General features: G+C 59.7%; 18 protein-coding genes and 1 tRNA gene. 5 read left to right on the top strand and 14 right to left on the bottom strand.

Annotated features, from left to right (window positions below; all coding sequences use genetic code 11):
• Positions 1 to 13: 13 nt before the first annotated feature.
• Entirely contained in the window at positions 14 to 463 is a 450-nt protein-coding gene (locus MLC70_RS12520; RefSeq protein WP_248184206.1) for a Spy/CpxP family protein refolding chaperone, read from the bottom strand.
• A gap of 211 nt (positions 464 to 674) precedes the next feature.
• Between MLC70_RS12520 and ylqF the strand changes: the two genes are divergently transcribed.
• Entirely contained in the window at positions 675 to 1,568 is an 894-nt protein-coding gene (ylqF, locus tag MLC70_RS12515; RefSeq protein ID WP_248184204.1) for a ribosome biogenesis GTPase YlqF, read from the top strand.
• Here ylqF and MLC70_RS12510 read toward each other — a convergent pair.
• Together MLC70_RS12510 and MLC70_RS12505 are read right to left on the bottom strand one after the other, a co-directional pair.
• Positions 1,560 to 2,342 (bottom strand): helix-turn-helix domain-containing protein, encoded by a 783-nt coding sequence (locus MLC70_RS12510; protein WP_248184200.1) that lies wholly within the window; start codon positions 2,340 to 2,342, stop codon positions 1,560 to 1,562. The two genes, ylqF and MLC70_RS12510, sit on opposite strands and share 9 nt — an antisense overlap.
• Positions 2,343 to 2,394: 52 nt before the next feature.
• On the bottom strand, positions 2,395 to 3,033 hold the full coding sequence (locus MLC70_RS12505; RefSeq protein WP_248184196.1) for an Mpo1 family 2-hydroxy fatty acid dioxygenase: 639 nt from the start codon (positions 3,031 to 3,033) through the stop codon (positions 2,395 to 2,397).
• Positions 3,034 to 3,116: 83 nt separating this feature from the next.
• On the opposite strand from MLC70_RS12505, the gene fabB reads away from it, so the two are divergent.
• Entirely contained in the window at positions 3,117 to 4,325 is a 1,209-nt protein-coding gene (fabB, locus tag MLC70_RS12500; protein ID WP_248184194.1) for a beta-ketoacyl-ACP synthase I, read from the top strand.
• A 143-nt stretch (positions 4,326 to 4,468) separates the two neighbouring features.
• Positions 4,469 to 5,215 carry a fumarate/nitrate reduction transcriptional regulator Fnr gene (gene fnr, locus MLC70_RS12495; protein ID WP_248184192.1) on the top strand — a complete coding sequence of 249 codons (747 nt, stop codon included), beginning with the start codon at positions 4,469 to 4,471 and terminating at the stop codon, positions 5,213 to 5,215.
• On the opposite strand, the gene MLC70_RS12490 is transcribed toward fnr, so the two are convergent.
• Positions 5,212 to 6,057 carry a sugar nucleotide-binding protein gene (locus tag MLC70_RS12490; protein WP_248184191.1) on the bottom strand — a complete coding sequence of 282 codons (846 nt, stop codon included), beginning with the start codon at positions 6,055 to 6,057 and terminating at the stop codon, positions 5,212 to 5,214. The genes fnr and MLC70_RS12490 overlap by 4 nt on opposite strands.
• 142 nt (positions 6,058 to 6,199) lie before the next feature.
• Here MLC70_RS12490 and MLC70_RS12485 point away from each other — a divergent pair, with 142 nt between their 5' ends.
• A complete protein-coding gene (locus MLC70_RS12485; protein ID WP_248184189.1) occupies positions 6,200 to 6,559 on the top strand; it encodes a hypothetical protein in 360 nt (119 codons plus the stop codon).
• 16 nt (positions 6,560 to 6,575) lie between these two features.
• Here the strand turns inward: MLC70_RS12485 and alr are convergent, their stop codons facing one another.
• The 8 genes from alr to rnr all read right to left on the bottom strand — a co-directional run bounded on the left by alr (position 6,576) and on the right by rnr (position 14,883).
• Entirely contained in the window at positions 6,576 to 7,652 is a 1,077-nt protein-coding gene (gene alr / locus MLC70_RS12480) for an alanine racemase (RefSeq protein ID WP_248184187.1), read from the bottom strand.
• Positions 7,652 to 9,058 carry a replicative DNA helicase gene (dnaB, locus tag MLC70_RS12475; RefSeq protein WP_248184184.1) on the bottom strand — a complete coding sequence of 469 codons (1,407 nt, stop codon included), beginning with the start codon at positions 9,056 to 9,058 and terminating at the stop codon, positions 7,652 to 7,654. The genes alr and dnaB overlap by 1 nt, the downstream gene beginning before the upstream one ends.
• Before the next feature lie 234 nt (positions 9,059 to 9,292).
• Positions 9,293 to 9,739 carry a 50S ribosomal protein L9 gene (rplI, locus tag MLC70_RS12470; protein WP_248184182.1) on the bottom strand — a complete coding sequence of 149 codons (447 nt, stop codon included), beginning with the start codon at positions 9,737 to 9,739 and terminating at the stop codon, positions 9,293 to 9,295.
• Positions 9,740 to 9,759: 20 nt separating this feature from the next.
• Positions 9,760 to 10,626, bottom strand: coding sequence for a hypothetical protein (locus MLC70_RS12465; protein ID WP_248184181.1), 867 nt, complete (start codon positions 10,624 to 10,626; stop codon positions 9,760 to 9,762).
• Positions 10,627 to 10,652: 26 nt separating this feature from the next.
• Complete coding sequence (gene rpsR / locus MLC70_RS12460; RefSeq protein WP_007154918.1) at positions 10,653 to 10,883, bottom strand: 30S ribosomal protein S18; 231 nt, start codon at positions 10,881 to 10,883, stop codon at positions 10,653 to 10,655.
• A gap of 25 nt (positions 10,884 to 10,908) precedes the next feature.
• Positions 10,909 to 11,325 carry a 30S ribosomal protein S6 gene (rpsF, locus tag MLC70_RS12455; protein WP_248184179.1) on the bottom strand — a complete coding sequence of 139 codons (417 nt, stop codon included), beginning with the start codon at positions 11,323 to 11,325 and terminating at the stop codon, positions 10,909 to 10,911.
• 231 nt (positions 11,326 to 11,556) lie between these two features.
• Positions 11,557 to 12,294: a 23S rRNA (guanosine(2251)-2'-O)-methyltransferase RlmB gene (rlmB, locus tag MLC70_RS12450; protein ID WP_248184177.1), complete on the bottom strand. Its 738-nt coding sequence runs from the start codon at positions 12,292 to 12,294 to the stop codon at positions 11,557 to 11,559.
• A 3-nt stretch (positions 12,295 to 12,297) separates the two neighbouring features.
• Positions 12,298 to 14,883: a ribonuclease R gene (gene rnr / locus MLC70_RS12445; RefSeq protein ID WP_248184175.1), complete on the bottom strand. Its 2,586-nt coding sequence runs from the start codon at positions 14,881 to 14,883 to the stop codon at positions 12,298 to 12,300.
• A gap of 252 nt (positions 14,884 to 15,135) precedes the next feature.
• On the opposite strand from rnr, the gene MLC70_RS12440 reads away from it, so the two are divergent.
• Positions 15,136 to 15,222, top strand: a tRNA-Leu gene (locus MLC70_RS12440).
• A 127-nt stretch (positions 15,223 to 15,349) separates the two neighbouring features.
• Here the strand turns inward: MLC70_RS12440 and MLC70_RS12435 are convergent.
• Both MLC70_RS12435 and MLC70_RS12430 read right to left on the bottom strand, forming a co-directional pair.
• Positions 15,350 to 17,227, bottom strand: coding sequence for a hypothetical protein (locus MLC70_RS12435; RefSeq protein ID WP_248184173.1), 1,878 nt, complete (start codon positions 17,225 to 17,227; stop codon positions 15,350 to 15,352).
• Positions 17,228 to 17,369: 142 nt separating this feature from the next.
• Positions 17,370 to 18,509, bottom strand: coding sequence for an acyl-CoA dehydrogenase family protein (locus tag MLC70_RS12430; RefSeq protein WP_248184172.1), 1,140 nt, complete (start codon positions 18,507 to 18,509; stop codon positions 17,370 to 17,372).
• Positions 18,510 to 18,614 lie beyond the last annotated feature (105 nt).

The following is an 18,614-nucleotide window of genomic DNA, read 5'->3' as shown; positions in this document are numbered from 1 at the left end:
TCAGGGCCGACGCTTACTGCATTTGCTGCTGCATCTGACGCTGTTGCTGCATCTGCTGCTGCATCTGCTGCATGCGCTTGTCGAGCTCATTGCGCTGCTCTTCAGTGAACACCGCATCGACCTTGGCCTGCATAAGCGTGGACAACGCGGTCATCTCACCGGTCAGGTCACCCAGTTTTTCTGCATTGTCGCGGATTTTTCCTTCGTCGTAGTCCGGCTTGATCTCGGCCTGGATGGACTGCTGCAATTGTCGCGCCTCAGCCTGGAGCCCCTGGATCTCGCTCTGCATTTCTTCGATGATGCCGCGGATTTCTGTTTGCTGCTCATCGCTCAGCCCGACCAGTTCCGCCAGTTGGTCTACCTGATCACCTTGTGGGGCCTGCTGGCTCATATCTTGCGCCAGGGCGGGAGTGGTCAGGCCAAAGGTCAACATGGCAATGCCGAACAGTTTTACAAGCTTCATAAATATCTCCGTTGTGTATTGCGGTTAAGAGCGTCAGACCCCACACCCTAAAACAAAACATCCCCCGCTTTCACCCCGATACCCCCTCTTTTTATACACATTTATTAATCCGGTCATCGGAATCCCGCAGCAGCAGCGGCCTCAATCAAATGTGAAAATTTAGTCATTCCGGTCCATAATGGCGCCGTTCAGCCAACACTGGAGTCACACCATGGCGATTAACTGGTTTCCCGGGCACATGCACAAGGCCCGCAAGGAGATCAAAAAAGTAATGCCACAGATGGACCTGATTATCGAGGTTCTTGATGCCCGCATTCCGTTCAGCAGTGAAAACCCGCTGGTTCCCAACCTGCGTGGCGATACTCCGCTGATCAAGGTGCTCAACAAGCGTGACCTGGCAGACCCGGACATCACCGCCCAGTGGCAGACGTGGCTGGAGAAGGAGCGGGGCGTGCGAACCATCACCCTGACCCACAACCAACGCAGCGAAGCGCTGGACATTCTCCGGCTTGCCACAGAGATGACCCCCAACCACGACCGGCAGAAGAGCGCACTGCGGGTGATGATTCTGGGCATTCCCAACGTTGGCAAATCGACCCTGATCAATACGCTCGCCGGACGGCCGGCGGCCAAGACCGGCAACGAGCCCGCAGTGACCCGCGCCCAGCAGGCCATCAAACTGCCCGACAACGTGTTGCTGTATGACACTCCCGGTTTTCTGTGGCCGAAGCTGTCGCCGGAAGCCTGCGGTTATCGCCTCGCCATCACCGGCGCCATCCGCAGCGCCGTACTGGATTTCGAGGACATAGCCCTGTTCGAAGCAGACTACCTGCTACAGGCCTACCGGGACCTGGTCATGAAACGCTACGGATTGGATGAGACGCCGGTGGATGGCCTGGCGCTGATGGATGCCATCGCCGCCAAACGCCGGTTCTTCGCCCGCGGCGGCATACCGGATCTGCACAAGGTGTCGGAAGTGCTGCTGAACGAACTGCGGGCCGGCACCCTCGGGCGTATTTCCCTTGAAACGCCGGTCATGGTTGAGCAGGAAACCCGGGAGGCGGAAGCCGCCAGAGCCGCCAAGGAAGCGGAGCAGTCACGCTGACGGGCAACGACACACCCGCAGCCAGCCTTTGGCAATGATCTCCGACGGCAGGGCATCAAACATCTCCCTGGCAGTCCTTACGAGGTGGGGCTGATCGTAGAATCCGGCCTCTGCGGCCACATGGGATACCGGCTTGCCCGGCGTCCAGAAGCTCAGAGCCCGGGTCATTTTCAGGTGCAGCAGGAACCGCCGCAGTGGCACGCCCGTCTGCTGGCGAAACAGGTGGCTCAGGCGCGAGTTAGACAGCCCGACCCCGGCAGCCAGCGCACTTACATCCAGTTTATCCGGTAGGTCACGCCGCAGCGACTCACAGACCCGGGACACCCGGTCATCCAGTGCCGCGGGTGGATGCCCTACCCTCCTCACCAAGCCGCTCAGGTGGTTCCTCATCGCGGCGCAGCCGGTCTCGCCTGTTGGCAGTCGCATCTCCTTACTGAATGCGATGTCGACCGAGCGGTCATCGCCCACCAGTGGCGCCAGTGCGCGCCAGAACGGGCTATCGGGGTCGAGCTGGGCAATCCACATGGCAGCGCACCCCGGGTCCAGCGCCTGGGGCACGTCGGGCGCGACAACCGCCGCCCGGGTGCGCCGCCACTGTCCATCAACCTGTAACCTGAACGACTGATCCAGACCCACCAACAACGAGGCACTGATGTGGCGGTGCGCCCGGTTCGGCATCAACTGCCCGAGCACCTGCCAGTGATCCGGCCACAGAAATAACGTGCCCCTCCCGGCTCCCATGCTGTGGGTGTCTTGCGCGGATTTCACAACCATAGCCATGACCTGACGAATTCGGAGCTGCCAAGCATAGCCCAATCCGCGGTATTCAGTGACCCCCTGAGGAATTCTCCGGCTGTGAGCCCAGTGCATGCGGAACCGGAATGCCCAACTTGGCGGCAAACTCGACACTGACGAAAATCGGCCCGATCAGCAGAAATACCAGGTCTTCAACAAACGAGGGTTTCTTGCCTTCTACTTTGTGGCCATAGACCTGCAAGGCCCAGGCCGCGATCCAGACCACCAGACTGGTCCAGAACAGCGACCAGCCGGCGGCCACCACGCTCTGAATAGCCCATACCGACAGCGCGAACCAGCCCGCCATCAGCACGAACACGGCCAGCGAGAGCTTCAGGTACACCATGCCGGACACGGCCGCCAGCAGGGTTGCACCGTTCACCCATTCCGCGGCCGCGTCAGAAAGCCCGAGCCAGTGGCCCACCGGAATCAGCCAGAACAGACCAAGGGTGGATACCAGAATGGCAGGCACACACACGAAGTGTATCCACTGGTTCAGGGGGTTCTGATGGCTGTCACCATAATCGTGAAGAAACCGGGACAGAGTGCGCACGAAAGTCTCCTTTTTGTCGTCATTGAGACCGCCCAGGGTATCAGCGGCGCGGTCCACTGCCTTGTACGTAACGGCTATTGCCGGCGACTGCCCCTTACCAAGGTCAAATATCACCACCGCGGCAAACCCCTTACACTGCCAAACAATGTCATCGATTCAATGGCGTCGCCCCAAGGGGCGATCCGTTCCAGGAGGAGCATATGAGACGCGTTGTCGTCACCGGTATGGGCATTGTGTCATGCCTGGGCAATTCCACCGCTGCGGTGCTGGAAAGCCTGAAGGGCGGGCGCTCCGGCATCCGCTTCAATCAGACCTACAAAGACATGGGCTTTCGCAGCCAGATTTCCGGATCTGTGGACGTGGACACCAGTGTGATCGACCGCAAGCTGCGCCGTTTCATGGGTCAATCCGCCATGTACAGCTACCTGGCCATGGAGCAGGCTGTGGCCTCCGCCCAACTGAGCGAGGACCTGGTATCCAGTGATCGCACCGGACTCATTGCAGGCTCTGGTGGCGCCTCCAGTGCCAGCCAGGTGGAGGCAGTGGATCTGATGCGGGAGAAAGGTGTCAAACGCATCGGCCCCTACATGGTGCCCCGCATCATGACCAGCACCGTCTCGGCGTGCCTGGCCACCGCCTTCCGCATTCGTGGGGTGAACTACTCGATGTCCTCAGCCTGCGCCACCAGCGCACACTGCATTGGCCACGCCATGGAGCAGATCCAGTCCGGCAAACAGGACATTGTCTTCGCCGGTGGCGGAGAAGAAGAAGACTGGAGCCTGACCATGCTGTTTGACGCCATGGGCGCCCTGTCCACCAAGTATAACGATGAGCCGGCGACCGCCTCGCGCCCTTTCGACAGCGGCCGTGATGGTTTCGTGATTGCCGGTGGTGGTGGCATGCTGGTGATGGAAGAGCTGGAACATGCCCGCCGCCGAGGCGCACCCATCATCGCCGAGCTCACCGGTTACGGCGCCACGTCTGACGGACACGACATGGTGGCGCCCTCCGGTGAGGGCGCCATGCGCTGCATGAAACAGGCGTTGGCCACAGTGAGCCGCCCCGTGGATTACATCAATGCCCACGGCACCAGCACGCCTGTGGGTGATGTGGCCGAGCTGGGCGCGGTGCGCAGCGTGTTCGGTGACACCCTGCCGCCGATTTCCTCCACCAAGTCCCTTTCCGGACATTCCCTGGGGGCATCCGGCGTCCACGAGGCCATCTACTCGCTGCTGATGCTGCAGCACAGCTTTATTGCCGGTACCGCCAATTTGAACAATCCGGACGAAAAGGTCGGCGACATGCCCCTGGTTGGCCCGCAAGCCCGCGACACCGGGCTGACCACCGTCATGTCCAACAGCTTCGGCTTCGGCGGCACCAACGCGTCATTGATTTTCCAGAAGGTCTGATTCGGGCACGGAGCCGCCGGCAACCATCCGGCGGTTTTCTCCGGGAATTACCTACCCCGTCGACAGCATCTATCATTGGCAAAGCAGGCCATCCGTATTAAGGTACGGTTTTGATATGAATCAATTTGGATGGTTCATCCGCCATGGCACAAGTAATCCGAATCAAGCAAGCCTCGCCGCTCAAGGCGTCCTGTCACAAGTGCAGTCTCAGCAATCTCTGCCTGCCGCTTGCGATTGAGGAAAACGACCTTGATCGGCTCGAGGACATCGTGCAACAGGGACGCATCTTTAATCGTGGCGAACACATTTTCGAGCAGAGTACACCCTTCCGATCCTGTTTCGCGGTGCGTAGCGGTGCGGTGAAAACCTCGATCATCACCGAGGGGGGCGAAGAGCAGGTCACCGGTTTCTTCATGCCCGGCGAACTGGTTGGTCTCGACAGCATGAGCGGCGAGAGCTATGCCAGTACCGCCAAAGCCCTGGAGCGCACCAGTGTGTGTGAATTCCCGGTTGAGAAACTGGAAGAGTTGACCGGCAAATTGCCAGACCTTCAACATCATATGTATCACCTGATGAGCCAGGAGATACAGAACAGCCATCAACTGGCAATGTTGCTGAGCAAGAATACTGCCGAGGAGCGCATCGCCGCACTGCTGCTGTCATTATCCAGCCGCTTCCAGCGTCGACGCATGTCGCCTACCAATTTCAGCCTGCCCATGGCACGTAATGACATTGCCAACTTCCTGGGACTGGCGGTGGAAACCGTCAGCCGGGTGTTCACCCGCTTCCAGAACCAGGGCATTATCCGCGCCCGCGGGCGGGAAGTGGAGCTGTTGGATGTGGAAGCACTGCAGCTGGCGACCCGGGACTCGGCACGCCAGGGCGGCTAGTCCCTGGCAAGTACCTCCAGCTCAGCTGTCAGCCCCGATCGCCAGGGCTGCTGCTTGATGCCGAAGGTGTTGCGAATCTTGGTACAGATCAGGGTGGCGTTGGCAGGTTCCAGCGTTGCCCATTCCGGCACATCGTCCACCACGCGAATACCCGCCGGAATGCCCGGTAAGCCGGCGATGGCCAGGCCCAGCTCATACAGAGTGATTTCTTCCGCACCTGCGTACTGATAAGTGCCCCACACTTCCGCACCGCAATCCAGCTGCAGGATCACCGCCGTCATTACCCTCGCCAGGTCTCGCACCGTCACCGGCTGACCACGGCAACGGCCCGGCAACCGCAGGGTCTCGCCGCCACAGGTGCTTTTCTGCACCTTGCGGATAAAACGTCCCAGACTCCAGCCGGTCCGCAGAATAATGTGCCGGGGCAGCAACGTCCGTAACGCCTGTTCACACTCCCACTGCCAGTTACCCAACTCATTGCTGGGCTGCCCGGGATTGGAGGCGATGTAAGCGCTCTGTTTGCGACCGTCAAACACATAACAGGAAGACAGTTGCAGCAGCGCCATGTGGCGCTCACCGGCGAACTCCGCCAGCGCAACCGGCAAGGAAAAAGCGGCCAGGTGAACGCCCTCGGGGTCCCGCTCGGCCACTTCCGGGTCGGTCAGCCAGAGGGCGTTGACGATCAGATCCGTGTCCTCGGGAATCCATTCCTCCAGCGCTGACAGGTCTGCCCTGTCAGGATCACTGACCAGCAAGGGCGTGACCAGCAGCGGCGTTTCACGCAGCCGCTCCAGCAGCACCTTGCCCAACGGGCCGTAATCATGAACCACTACAACATGCACAAGCGTCCAACGCCTCCCGGAATATCACTGATGTGACGGACACCCCATTACGCTCAAGCCAATGGCACACGAGGTAACCGCCATACAATACTATGGAAATGACCAATCAGAACCCGCTGAGCATACAACAACAGGAACCGACATGCTGAAACAACAAAGCCATATCGTCGCCCCCATCTCCGATGAGCTGAGAACCCGTGCCCTCTACACCGTGGGTGAACTGCGGGAGCGAGGCAAGGCCGACAAGGAAGCCATCGATAAACTCTTCAACCTGATCGTCGAAATGACCGACGACGGCCTGGATTTCTTCTTTCTGGAGCCACTGCGCCGGCTGAATGCCAGCAGCATGATGATGGGGATGGCCAGAGTGGGCATCAGCAGCATGCTCAAAGGCAGCAAGATGGTGGTTCACAAGGTGCTGAAAAAACTGGACGATCGCAGCCTGGGCGCCATTCTCGACTTCATCGAGGAAATCATTCACGAGCCTGAGCCCGCGGCCTGACCCCCGCTGCCGGCTATCAGTACAGCCTGGGCACCCGGGCTGTAACCCCCGTCAGCAATTCATAGCCGATTGTACCTGCGTGGGCCGCCACTTCATCGACACTGACCTGCGGTCCCCACAGTTCGACCGCATCCCCCTCTCGAGCGTCCGGAGCGGACGACAGATCCACTGCCAGCATATCCATGGATACCCGGCCAATCAGACGTATGCGTTTGCCTCTGATGGCCGCAGGCGTGCCCGTGCCGGCATGCCGCGGGTAGCCATCGCCGTAGCCCACGGCCACCATTCCCATCCGGGTATCCCGGTCGGCAACCCAGGTAGCGCCGTAACCCACGCAATCGCCCGCCTGCAGCAGGCGTGTGGCTATCAACGGTGCCTCCAGTGTCATCGCGGCTTTCAAACCCAGCTCAGACCCGGTCTGACCGATCATCGGCGAACCACCGTACAACATGATGCCGGGCCGGCTCCAGTCGAACAGCGCCTGACCCTCAAGAAAATGCGCAGCGGAATTGCCCACACTCTTTTCCAGATGCGGCCACGGGGCCACGGCACGGGAAAACCGCCGGGTCTGCTCCGCCGTGACCTGACTGGCCGGGTCATCGGCGCAAGCGAAATGGGTAACGAACCCTTGCAAGGCACTTTGCAGCACCGGTTTGGCGCTAAGCGCATCCACCCGCGCCGCGAGACTCTCCGCAGGGAACCCGAGTCGGTTCATCCCGGTGTTGACCTTCAGCCAGAAGGCCGGAATCTCCGCCGCAGCGCCCAGCCAGTCCAGTTGATAATCGCTGTGAAGCACCGGATGAAATCCCCGGCGCGCGCATTCCGCCATGTCGTCGCGTTGGTGAATCCCCTGTAACAGCACCACCGGCTGGGACAATCCCGCCTCGCGAATCGCGAGCGCCTCTTCCAGACACGCCACCGCATAGCGCGGCGCCTCATCAGCCAACGCCCGCGCGACGGCGGCAATGCCATGGCCGTAGCCATCGGCCTTGATCACCGCCATGACCCTGGCCGAGCCCGCACGCTCACAAGCCATCCGGTAGTTATGGCGGATGGCACTGGTATCAATGCGCGCGACGGTACTGCGGGGCATCAGTAATCCCCACCGTAATCGCCATAGTCCCCGTGCGCCAGATCTTCAAATTTGGTGTATTTTCCGATAAAAGCCAGGCGGAGCGTGCCAATCGGGCCGTTTCGCTGTTTACCAATGATGATTTCGGCAATGCCCTTGTCGGGGGTATCCTCGTTGTAGACTTCATCCCGGTACACAAACATGATGACGTCGGCGTCCTGCTCGATGGCACCGGATTCCCGCAGGTCGGAATTCACCGGGCGTTTGTTGGGGCGCTGCTCGAGGCTCCGGTTCAACTGGGACAGCGCCACCACCGGGCAGCTCAGCTCTTTCGCAAGACCTTTGAGAGAACGGGAAATTTCGGAAATCTCCGCCGTTCTGCCCTCGGTATTGCCCGGCACCCGCATCAGCTGCAGATAATCCACCATGATCAGACCGATCTTGCCATCGTTCTCCCGTGCGATACGACGGGCGCGGGAGCGCATTTCGGTCGGGCTCAGGCCGGGGGTGTCGTCAATGTAGAGGGGCTTGTCCTTGAGCAGACTCACCGCAGACGTCAGCCGCGGCCAGTCATCCTCTTCCAGCTTGCCGCCGCGGACCTTGGTCTGGTCGATCCGGCCCAGCGAGGACAGCATACGCATCGCCAGGGCATCGGCCGGCATCTCCATACTGAACACCAGCACCGGAGTGCCGGTGCTGATCAGCGCGTTCTCCACAATGTTCATGGCAAAGGTGGTCTTACCCATGGACGGTCGCCCCGCCACGATGATCAGGTCGGCCGGCTGCATCCCGGAGGTCTGATCATCCAGATCCCGGAAGCCGGTGGTCAGACCGGTGGTTTGCTCGCCGGACTCGAACAGTTCTTCAATCCGGCTCAGCGCCTTGGTCAGGATGGGATTGATGGCCTGGGGACCGGATCCCTCCTTGGCACGGGATTCAGCAATCTTGAAAACGCTGCGCTCTGCCTCATCCAGCACTTCCGCACTGGTCCGGCCAAGGGGATTGAACGCCGAATCGGCGATCTTTCCGGACACCTCAACCAGACTGCGCAGGATCGAGCGCTCCTTGACGATGTCGGCGTAGGCACGGATGTTCGCCGCGCCTGGTGTTTTCTCCGCCAGCTCCGCCAGGTATGACAGACCGCCGGCGTCTTCGATGTCGCCGGCGCGCTCCAGAAACTCCGCCAGCGTGACCACATCGAGAGGCTCGCTCTCGCTGGACAGACGCTCTGCGGCCGCGAAAATCAGGCGATGATCCTGGCGGTAGAAATCGGCTGCGGAAATCACTTCGCTGACTTCATCAAACCGGCGGTTATCCAGCATCAGACCACCCAGTACCGCCTGCTCGGCTTCGACCGAATGAGGTGGCACCTTGATGCGGCTGGTTTCCAGGTCGGTTTTCGCAGGTTTGAGATTGGGATTGGCCATGAACACATCTTCAGTTAGGGATCGCTTCCGCGACAGTTTAAGCCCATTGCGTGCCAGATGGGAGGGGCTGTCGAAACCTGAAGCATATCAGAAAGCAACAGGCCCGGAACCCGCATCTGCGGGGCCGGGCCTGTGGCGCCATTACCGTTCGGTATTACGAACAGTAACGGCCTTTGTCACTGGTTGTGGACTCGCCCCGGCGTTGCCACCGCGACAGGAGCCCACAGCAACCGATTACTCGGCTACCACAACCAGCTTGATCTGGACGGTCACGTCGGAGTGCAGCTGCAGCTCGATGTCGTACTCGCCGATCGCGCGAAGCGGACCTTCGGGCAGACGAACTTCGCTCTTCTCGACTTCGGTGCCACCGGCGGTCACGGCATCAGCGATGTCGCGAACACCAATAGAACCGAACAGCTTGCCTTCATCACCGGCCTTGGAGCTGATGGTGAAAGACGCACCTTCCAGCGCTTCGGCGCGAGCGGTCGCTGTCGCCAGCTTGTCGGCAGCGGCTTTTTCCAGCTCTGCGCGGCGCTCTTCAAAGGCCTTCAGGTTATCAGCTGTTGCTGCAACCGCTTTGCCGTAAGGCAGCAGAAAATTACGACCGTAACCGGCCTTTACCTTGACCTTGTCACCGAGTGAACCAAGGTTTGCTACTTTCTCGAGCAGAATAACTTCCATCTCGTTAACCTCTTCGTGCTTTATTCAGCCGGCCCGGCGGGTTTGATTCGCCCCCGGATATCCAGCCAGCTATCCACAAACGCCAGAACTACCAACAGAATCATCAGGCTTGGGCCCAACAGCACCAATGCTATATAAAACAGCACCAGCCACTGGCCATTCAGATTTTTACGACCTACCACACCGTGGACCAGCGCCAGGCTTGCCAGGAACAGCGGCATACCGGCAGCCCAACCCAGCAACATGGAGTTCAGCCCCAGAAGAGGCCCCGCCACCATGGTCACTGCACAAAGCACAGCCACCACCGGAGACAGCCGGAAAGCATGAAACTCTTTCCGGAACCCGCCCGGGTTGTACAACCCGGCCTGCCAGGCGCGCGCCAACATGGTCATCGCCACCCCTGTTACCAGGTAGGTGCCTGCCATGCTGGCATTCATGGTGTCCCGAATCACAGTCTCGAGTTCATCACCCAGACTACGGGCCACCTCGGCGTTGTATTGTTCGTAAAAACTGACCCCGGTACGGACCAGATCGTCCAGCAGACCGGGGTATATCACGGGCAACATCAGCCCGATGACAATCGCCAGAAAACTCCCCGCAAGGAGTGCTTTCTCCCAGGACAGGGAAAGTCTGAGAACCGACGCCATCAGCATCACTTCCAGCAACACCGCCAGGGCCGTCGGGTCTTGCCCGAACCAGCTCCAGCCCAGTGCCGGCAATAATGCCCAGAGGCCAATTTGCAGCCCCTGACCGATACCCAGCCTGAGAATCACCAGGCCAATAACGGCAGCGCCAATCCAGAACAACAGGGGTATGGCCGATGCAACCGCCGCAACCCCGCCTGCCTGCAGGGGACCGCGCATTACAAACTGTGCCAGTGCACGCATGGTCCCAAGTCCTGTTTATCTGTTAATTAGTTATCGTGGCTGTCCGAATACGGCAGCAGTGCCAGGTAGCGGGCACGCTTGATAGCGGTAGCCAGCTGACGCTGATAACGTGCTTTGGTGCCGGTGATGCGGCTGGGCACGATTTTGCCGGTTTCAGTGATATAACCTTTCAGAGTGTCCAGATCTTTGTAATCGATCTCTTTCACACCCTCTGCCGTGAAGCGGCAGAACTTACGACGTCTGAAAAAACGAGCCATAACTTAACTCCTCAACTCCGGTTAATTACTCTTCTTCGTCCTGGGTTTCAGCCTGACGACTTTCGTCAGAATCGGCCGAACGACGGGGACGATCTTCGCCACTGGGACGACGGTCCTCGCGGGACTCAGCGGCTTTCAACGGAGACAGATCGGTAACAGCCTCATCGCGACGCAAAATCAGGTCACGGATAATGGCATCGTTGAACCGGAAGTTGTGGGTCAGCTCGTCCATAGCGGCCTGTGAACATTCAGCGTTCATCAGCACGTAGTGAGCTTTGTGAATCTTGTTGATCGGGTAAGCCAGGTGACGACGGCCCCAATCTTCCAGGCGATGTACCTTGCCGCCATCTTCAGTGATGACGCTGGTATAACGCTCGATCATAGCGGGCACCTGCTCGCTCTGATCCGGGTGTACCATAAATACGATTTCGTAGTGACGCATGAGTTCTCCCTACGGTTTGAACAGCTTCCTTTTCAGCGGGCGGCATAAAGCGCCGGAATCCGATAAATATGAAAGCAAGGAGGTGGCAGTCAAGCTGCCGGTTTCTTTTGCTTTATCAATAAGGCATGTCAGACAGACCTGATCAAAAGCGTCGCGTTGCGGCCCGGAATTCAGGCAATACAACACCGCCCCTATAAAAAGGGGTCACGTATTCTAGGCGTGTGGGTGGTTCTATGCAAGCCTCTGACGCAGAGCTTCGTAGAGACAGACGCCGGTGGCCACCGACACATTGAGGCTGTCGACGTGCCCGAGCATGGGGATATTGATCAACGCGTCGCAGTGCTCGCGGGTCAGCCGGCGCATACCCTTACCTTCCGCGCCCATAACCAGCGCCACAGGACCGGTGAAGTTTGCCTGGTACAGTGTGCTGCCTGCCTCGCCGGCGGTGCCGACCAGCCACACACCCTGCTCCTGGAGCGCGCGCAGGCAGCGCGCCAGATTGGTCACCCGCACAAAAGGCACGGTCTCCGCCGCGCCGCACGCCACCTTACGGGCAACCGGCGTCAACGTGGCAGACTTATCCTTGGGCACAATCACCGCCTGCACACCCACCGCGTCCGCCGTGCGCATACAGGCCCCAAGATTGTGGGGGTCGGTCACACCATCAAGTACCAGCAGGAACGGTGGCTCGCTGGCAGCGGCCAGCATGGCCATGAGATCGTCTTCACCCCATTCCCGGCTTTCCGATACCGCCGCCACCACACCCTGGTGCACGCCGGCGACTTTCTCATCCAGCGTCTTGCGATGCACCACGCTCCAGCGCACCCCGAGGGTGTCCAGACCATCGGTGATGGTTTTGACCCGGCGATCCTGGCGCCCGGTCTGAATCCAGACCTGCTGCAACCGCTCCGGCTCGCGTTTGAGGACGGCCTCAACCGCATGCCAACCAAATATGAACTCTCCGGACACTGATTATTTTCCTGACTTACGGGGTTTCCGTTTCTTGTCCTTGCCCAACGCCAGCTTGGCCGCCTGAGCGATCAGCTCATCCCGCGCCGACAACGGCTCGTTCGCGGAACCCGGCTCTTTTGCCGCAGGTTTGTCACGGGAGGCGTCTCTGGACTTGCCTTTGGGCTTGTCGCCCGCACTTTTCGCAGGACGCTTTTTCGCGGCGGGCCGCTCACCGGTGGCCGGCTTGTCACGGTTATCCGCGCGCCCCCGGGGCTTACCGTCGCGGGCGCCGCCCTTGCCACGCCCCTTGGTGTTGCCACGAGGCTCCTTGCGAGTCACTACCAGCGCATCACGATCGGCCTGGCGATGGCGCGGCTCACTGATCAGCTCCAGGTCGATCTTGCGATCTTCCATGCCGACACGCACCACCTTCACCCGCACCTCATCGCCAAGCCGGAAACTCTGAGCCGTGCGTTCGCCAATCAGCCGGTGTTTGGCGGCGTCGTGATGGAAAAAGTCACCACTGAGGGTGGATACGTGCACCAGGCCCTCGATGTAGACACCCGACAGCTCCACAAAGAAACCGAAAGGCACCACCGCGGCAATCACGCCGTCAAACTCTTCACCCACATGATCGCTGAGGTACTCGCACTTGAGCCAGGCCATCACGTCACGGGTGGCATCATCGGCACGGCGCTCGGCCATGGAGGTGTGCTCACCGAGCCGCTCCATCCGCGCGAAGTCGTAGGGGTAATTGGACAGCTCCGGATCACGCTTCGGCGGCTTGACCACATCCTTGGCCTGACTCTCGCCGTGAATGACGGACTTGATGGCCCGGTGGGCAATCAGGTCAGGGTAGCGTCGAATGGGCGATGTAAAGTGAGCATAGCCCGCGAAACCGAGACCGAAGTGCCCGCCCTCTTCCGGGCTGTAGACCGCCTGACTCAGAGACCGCAACATCACCGTCTGGATCACGTTGGCATCCGAGCGATCGGAAATGTGGGACAGCAATTCCTGGTAATCAGCCGAGGTGGGGCTGTCGCCACCACCGAGCTGCAACCCCAATTCGCTCAAGAACAGCCGAACCGCATTCAGCCGCTCTTCCGAGGGGCCGTCGTGAACCCGGTACAGGGCCGGCAGCTTGTATTTCTTGAGGAAGCGCGCGGTAGCCACGTTGGCGCACAGCATGCACTCCTCGATGATCTTGTGAGCGTCATTACGCTGTACCGGCACGATTTCTTCAATCTTGCGGTTGGCGTCAAACACGATTTTGGTTTCGGTGGTTTCGAAATCAATCGCGCCGCGCTCGGTGCGGGCCTTGCGTAATAGCTGATACAGACCATAGAGATTATGCAGCTGCGGCAGCACATGGGCGTACTGCTCACACAGCTTGTAGCCTTGCTCCGTATCCGGCTGCTCCAGCATGGCGCTGACCTTGTTGTAGGTCAGTCGCGCGTGGCTGTACATCACCGCCTGGTAGAAGCTGTAGCTGCTGATATTACCTGCGGCACTGATGGTCATGTCTGCCACCATGCACAGCCGGTCAACGCCTGGATTCAGGGAGCACAGGCCGTTGGACAGCTTTTCCGGCAGCATCGGCACAACATGATCGGGGAAATAGACGGACGTACTGCGGTTGACGGCCTCATCATCCAGCGGCGTGCCCGGACGGACGTAATGAGACACGTCCGCGATCGCAACCAGCAGGCGGTAACCGCCCCGTGGGCGGGGCTCACAGTAGACCGCGTCATCGAAATCCCGCGCGGTTTCGTCATCGATGGTGACCAGGCGAAGGTTACGGATATCCACCCGGTTCGCCTTGTCTTTCTCTTCCACTTCTTCGGCAATCTTCGCCGTCTGCTCGCCAACCGCCGGCGGCCAGCTGTGGGGAATGTCATAGGAGCGGATGGCAACGTCGATTTCCATACCCGGCGCCATGTGCTCACCGAGGATTTCCACTACTTTGCCCAGCGGCTGGGTGCGCACAGTGGGCTGACGAATGATATCGACCACCACGTACTGGCCGTGACGTGCTTCACCACAGTTCTCCTGGGGCACCAGCACCTCATGGTTGATGCGAGCATTTTCCGGCACCACGAAACAGATGCCACTCTCCTGGAAGAAACGGCCAACGGTCTGGCTGGTACGATGCTCCAGCACATCAACAATCACGCCCTCGCGGCGCCCCTTGTCGTCAACCCGATCGACCCTTGCAGCAACACGATCGCCGTGAAATACCTGGCGCATCTGGCGCGCGGTCAGAAACAGATCGCTACCGCCGTCGTCAGGAATCAGGAAGCCGAAGCCATCCTTGTGACCTACCACGCGGCCGGTCACAAGGTCCGCCTCTTCGATGGGGAGGTAGGCGCCACGGCGGTTACAGATCAGCTGGCCGTCACGGCACATGGCAATCAGCCTGCGTCGCAAGGCCTCAATGCCCTCTTCGGATTCCTGCCCCAGTTCGTCGCAGAGCGTCTCGTGAGTTGCGGGTGCACCGCGCTCCTTGAGGTGCTCGAGAATGAATTCTCTGCTCTGGATGGGGTTGTCGTAATTTTGCGCCTCACGACTGGCGTGCGGATCTCTGTCCGTCTTTTTTCTGGAAACCATTCGGATCCTTGTCCTGTCCGCACCGAAGATGGTGCGGTTATATTGCGTGTGTTCGGGAGTATAACGCCGGATAGGTCGGCCTGCCTAACCGGCGGCGAAATAAAGCAATTAAATTCGGGAAAATAATCTTCAAAAAAATGTTTGACAGCTTTTTATCGAATCATTAAAGTACGCGCCATCGGTTGAGGCACACACCTCAACGCTGGCAGAACCGTCCGGTCCAACGACCCGCGACGTGACTGCAAATCACCTGCCGAGGTGGTGAAATTGGTAGACACGCTAGCTTCAGGTGCTAGTGGGGGCAACCCCGTGGAGGTTCAAGTCCTCTCCTCGGCACCATTTCCTTCCCCAGGAAATGAAGAACAAATTCCCGATTCAAACACAGTCCGATAATGCTCCGAGCATCCATGCGTCCGGCATATGCGATCGTGCTTTCCAGACATGATGGACCAGCGCCCGAAGGCGCCTACTCCACCAGCCCTGTCAGATACTCCGACAATCGTCGGTAGCCATAATCCACACGCCCGAAAATCGACGACGGCACGTCCTCGAATTCGCGCCCACAGGACGCCAGTGTTCTGACGTTGGTCAGATAGGCATCGGTAATCAGATCCGGCTGTTCACCCACGTAGTCGGGCGCCCCTTGCGGCGCGTAGTAGAGGATCCAGTCGAACCCACCATTGGCGGTGACATGATCAAGGCCGGCACTCACCGGGTCGGCAAAGGTGTAGCGCAACAGTCGGAAGAAATCACCGCGGGTATCCAGCTCCAACTGCAGCGACTCAAAACCGGCCGGTGCGCCGGGGGCATCAAAGCTGTAAGGCTGAATAGCCGATACTGCATGGTTTGCCGCTTCCACCCCTTCGTCCAGGACACAGGTACTGACACCACCGGAGGGTGACAGCACGACCTCCTCTACGCCGTTTACCTGCAGGCGGTAGCCGTTGAACACCGGGGACGGATCCGTTGCATCCGGATCCACGGCACTGTTGGTGTAATCCGGCGCCAGTGTGCGGGTTTCCAGTCCGGACACCGCCGACAACTCGCTGACCTGACCGTCCGTCATGACCCAGGCGTAGGTGATTTCGGCCGGCCCACCCAGCGCACTGCCATCGGCCAGACCTTCCTGACAGGACGTCGCCGTCTCGAAGTAGGCTCTCTGCTCCTCCCAGTCGAAGGTCAGGCGCTCATCCACGGCACTGCCCTCCTCTTCATAGGCGGTGCGGCTGTGCAACGACAGTGAAATGGAAGGCAACCACTGCACACCGAGCGCGGCCATTTGCCCACCGACATTGATCAATCGCGCCATTTCCGGCATCGCGGGCATCATGCAGCCGTTGGCAGAGACCGACATCAGCCGTCCGTCGGGGCTGTAGTCGAAATGCAGTTCCGCGGACACCTGAAGATTGGAGCGGTTCTCGGGCAACCCGCCATTTTCCGGGTGGGCATACACCTGCTGCACTGTCAGCAACAGCGGATCCGCCAGTTCCAGCGGCACCTCGCGAAAATCGAGGGCGGCCACATCCACATTCTCATAGCCACCCTGCGAAGCCGCGTCATCCACAAGTCCCACAAGCTCGCCCGCGTTCTGAACCAATGACAGCCCTAACAGGTAGGCCGCCCGCGGGCTCAGAATCCGTTCGGTGCCGTCGGCATCGCTGGCGGCTAACGCCTCGCTGAACGGGAACTGGCTGGCCATGAAGCGGGCAAACGCCCGCGCGTAGGCATGGGCCCGCTCATCACCAGCGAGAATGTAATCCGACAGCAGGTTGACGCTGCCAAGCGAGTCGTTGGCACTGCCGGTACCCGAAACCAGTGGACTGGCCCCCGCGAGCCGCCGATAACGCACCAGCGTGCTCAACGGCGTGATATTTCTCACCCCCGGAGGAGCCGACATCATATAGGCATCCTCAATGGTTTGATCGCCGTTGCGCCGCTGCTCGACGGTCTTGCCCGGCAACGCCATGGCGAACAGCGGGTAATCCCGCGGGTCCAGATCCGGCGCCTCTGCCGGGTCACTCAGCAGCTCACCGATATCCAGCACAAATACGCCATCCTCACCGGACAAGGCCGTCGGTTCGCCCGAGGCCAGCGTCACCAGGGTGCCGGACTCCAGCTCAACCGTCAGTGGTCCGGGGGTGAATTGGCTGTCGCCATCAAGATCTAGCCAGACCCTGGCATTGCTCAGGTAACCGTCGATGACCCGTCCGGTGTAGGGTGCGGGATCGCTGTAGCCCACGCCGTCAAAGTCACGACCGTCGACGGGCAGATCATCAGACTCTTCGCCACAACCGACGAGGGCCAGGGCAAACAGCGAAAGGAACAGGGGGAAGGAACGTTTCATGGCAGCAACCGGTTATCCTTGTTGGAGGTTGTGCCGCTACTGTAGGAGATGTGGGGAGGAGGAACCTTGATAGGTTTGGCAATTTGTAAAGTTTGGTAACCAATGGTCCCGGCAGCCATCAGCCACCGGGACCCGGATCCGGTCAGAAGGAGCGGGCAACGATCTCTTTCATGATTTCGTTGGTGCCGGCGTAGATCTTCTGCACACGGGAATCCGCCCACGCCCGAGCGATCGGGTATTCCCACATGTAACCGTAACCACCGTGCAGCTGCACGCACTCGTCCATCACCTTGCACTGGATGTCCGTGGTCCACTGCTTGAGCATGGCCGCGGTGGGGATGTCCAGCTTCTTCTCGAGGTGAAGCTCCAGGCACCGGTCACAAAACACCCGCGCGGCAGTAATCTCTGCTTTCATCTCGGCCATCTTGAAACGGGTATTCTGGAAAGCGATCACCGGCTTACCGAAGGCTTTGCGCTCCTTGACGTAGTCCAGCGTCCACTTCCAGGCTGCTTCGGCGGCGGCAACCGCCGCCAGCGCCACTTGCAGACGCTCGGCCGGCAATTCCTGCATCAGCTGGAAAAAGCCCTGCCCTTCCATGGTACCCAGCAGGTTCTCGACCGGCACCTTCACGTCCTGGAAAAACAGTTCGGAGGTGTCTTGGGCCTTCATGCCAACCTTGTTCAGGTTCTGGCCTTTTTCAAACCCTTCCCAGGCGGTCTCGACCAGCAGCAGACTGATGCCCTTCGCCCCTTCCTTCGGGTCGGTTTTGGCAACCACAATCACCAGATCCGCAAGCTGACCATTGGTGATGAAGGTTTTCGATCCGTTCAGGACGTAGTGGTCACCATTCTTGACCGCGGTAGTTTTTACCCCCTGCAGATCAGAGCCGGCACCCGGCTCGCTCATGGCGATGGCGGTGATCATTTCACCGGAAGCCATCTTGGGCAGATAGTATTCTTTCTGCGCCTGGGAACCGTAGCTGAGGATGTAGGGTGCGACGATGTCAGAGTGCAGCGCCCAGCCGATGCCGGAGAGGCCAGCATAGGACACTTCTTCCATGATTACGGCGCTGTAGCGGAAATCCGCACCTGCGCCGCCAAATTCTTCCGGAATGGCCGGGCACAGGAAGCCCAGCTCGCCACCCTTACGCCACAATTCGCGGCTGACCTGGCCGTCTTTCTCCCATTGTTCGTGGTAAGGCGTGGCTTCCTGTTCCAGGAATTTACGAACGGAATCGCGGAAGCCTTCAAGATCGGCGTCAAAGAGTGTGCGTGGAATCATGGTAAACCTCGGTGAATGACCAATGTTGTGATTGTCGTTCACCAAGTCTCTGCTGACTGGTCATTTCGCTCAATGGTGAAAACCATCAATCGGGCTGACCAAAAC

Source organism: Marinobacter goseongensis, from assembly GCF_023156235.1.
Taxonomy (GTDB): domain Bacteria; phylum Pseudomonadota; class Gammaproteobacteria; order Pseudomonadales; family Oleiphilaceae; genus Marinobacter; species Marinobacter goseongensis.
The sequence above is the reverse complement of the archived record's forward strand: the minus strand, read 5'-3'. Positions and strand labels throughout refer to the sequence as shown.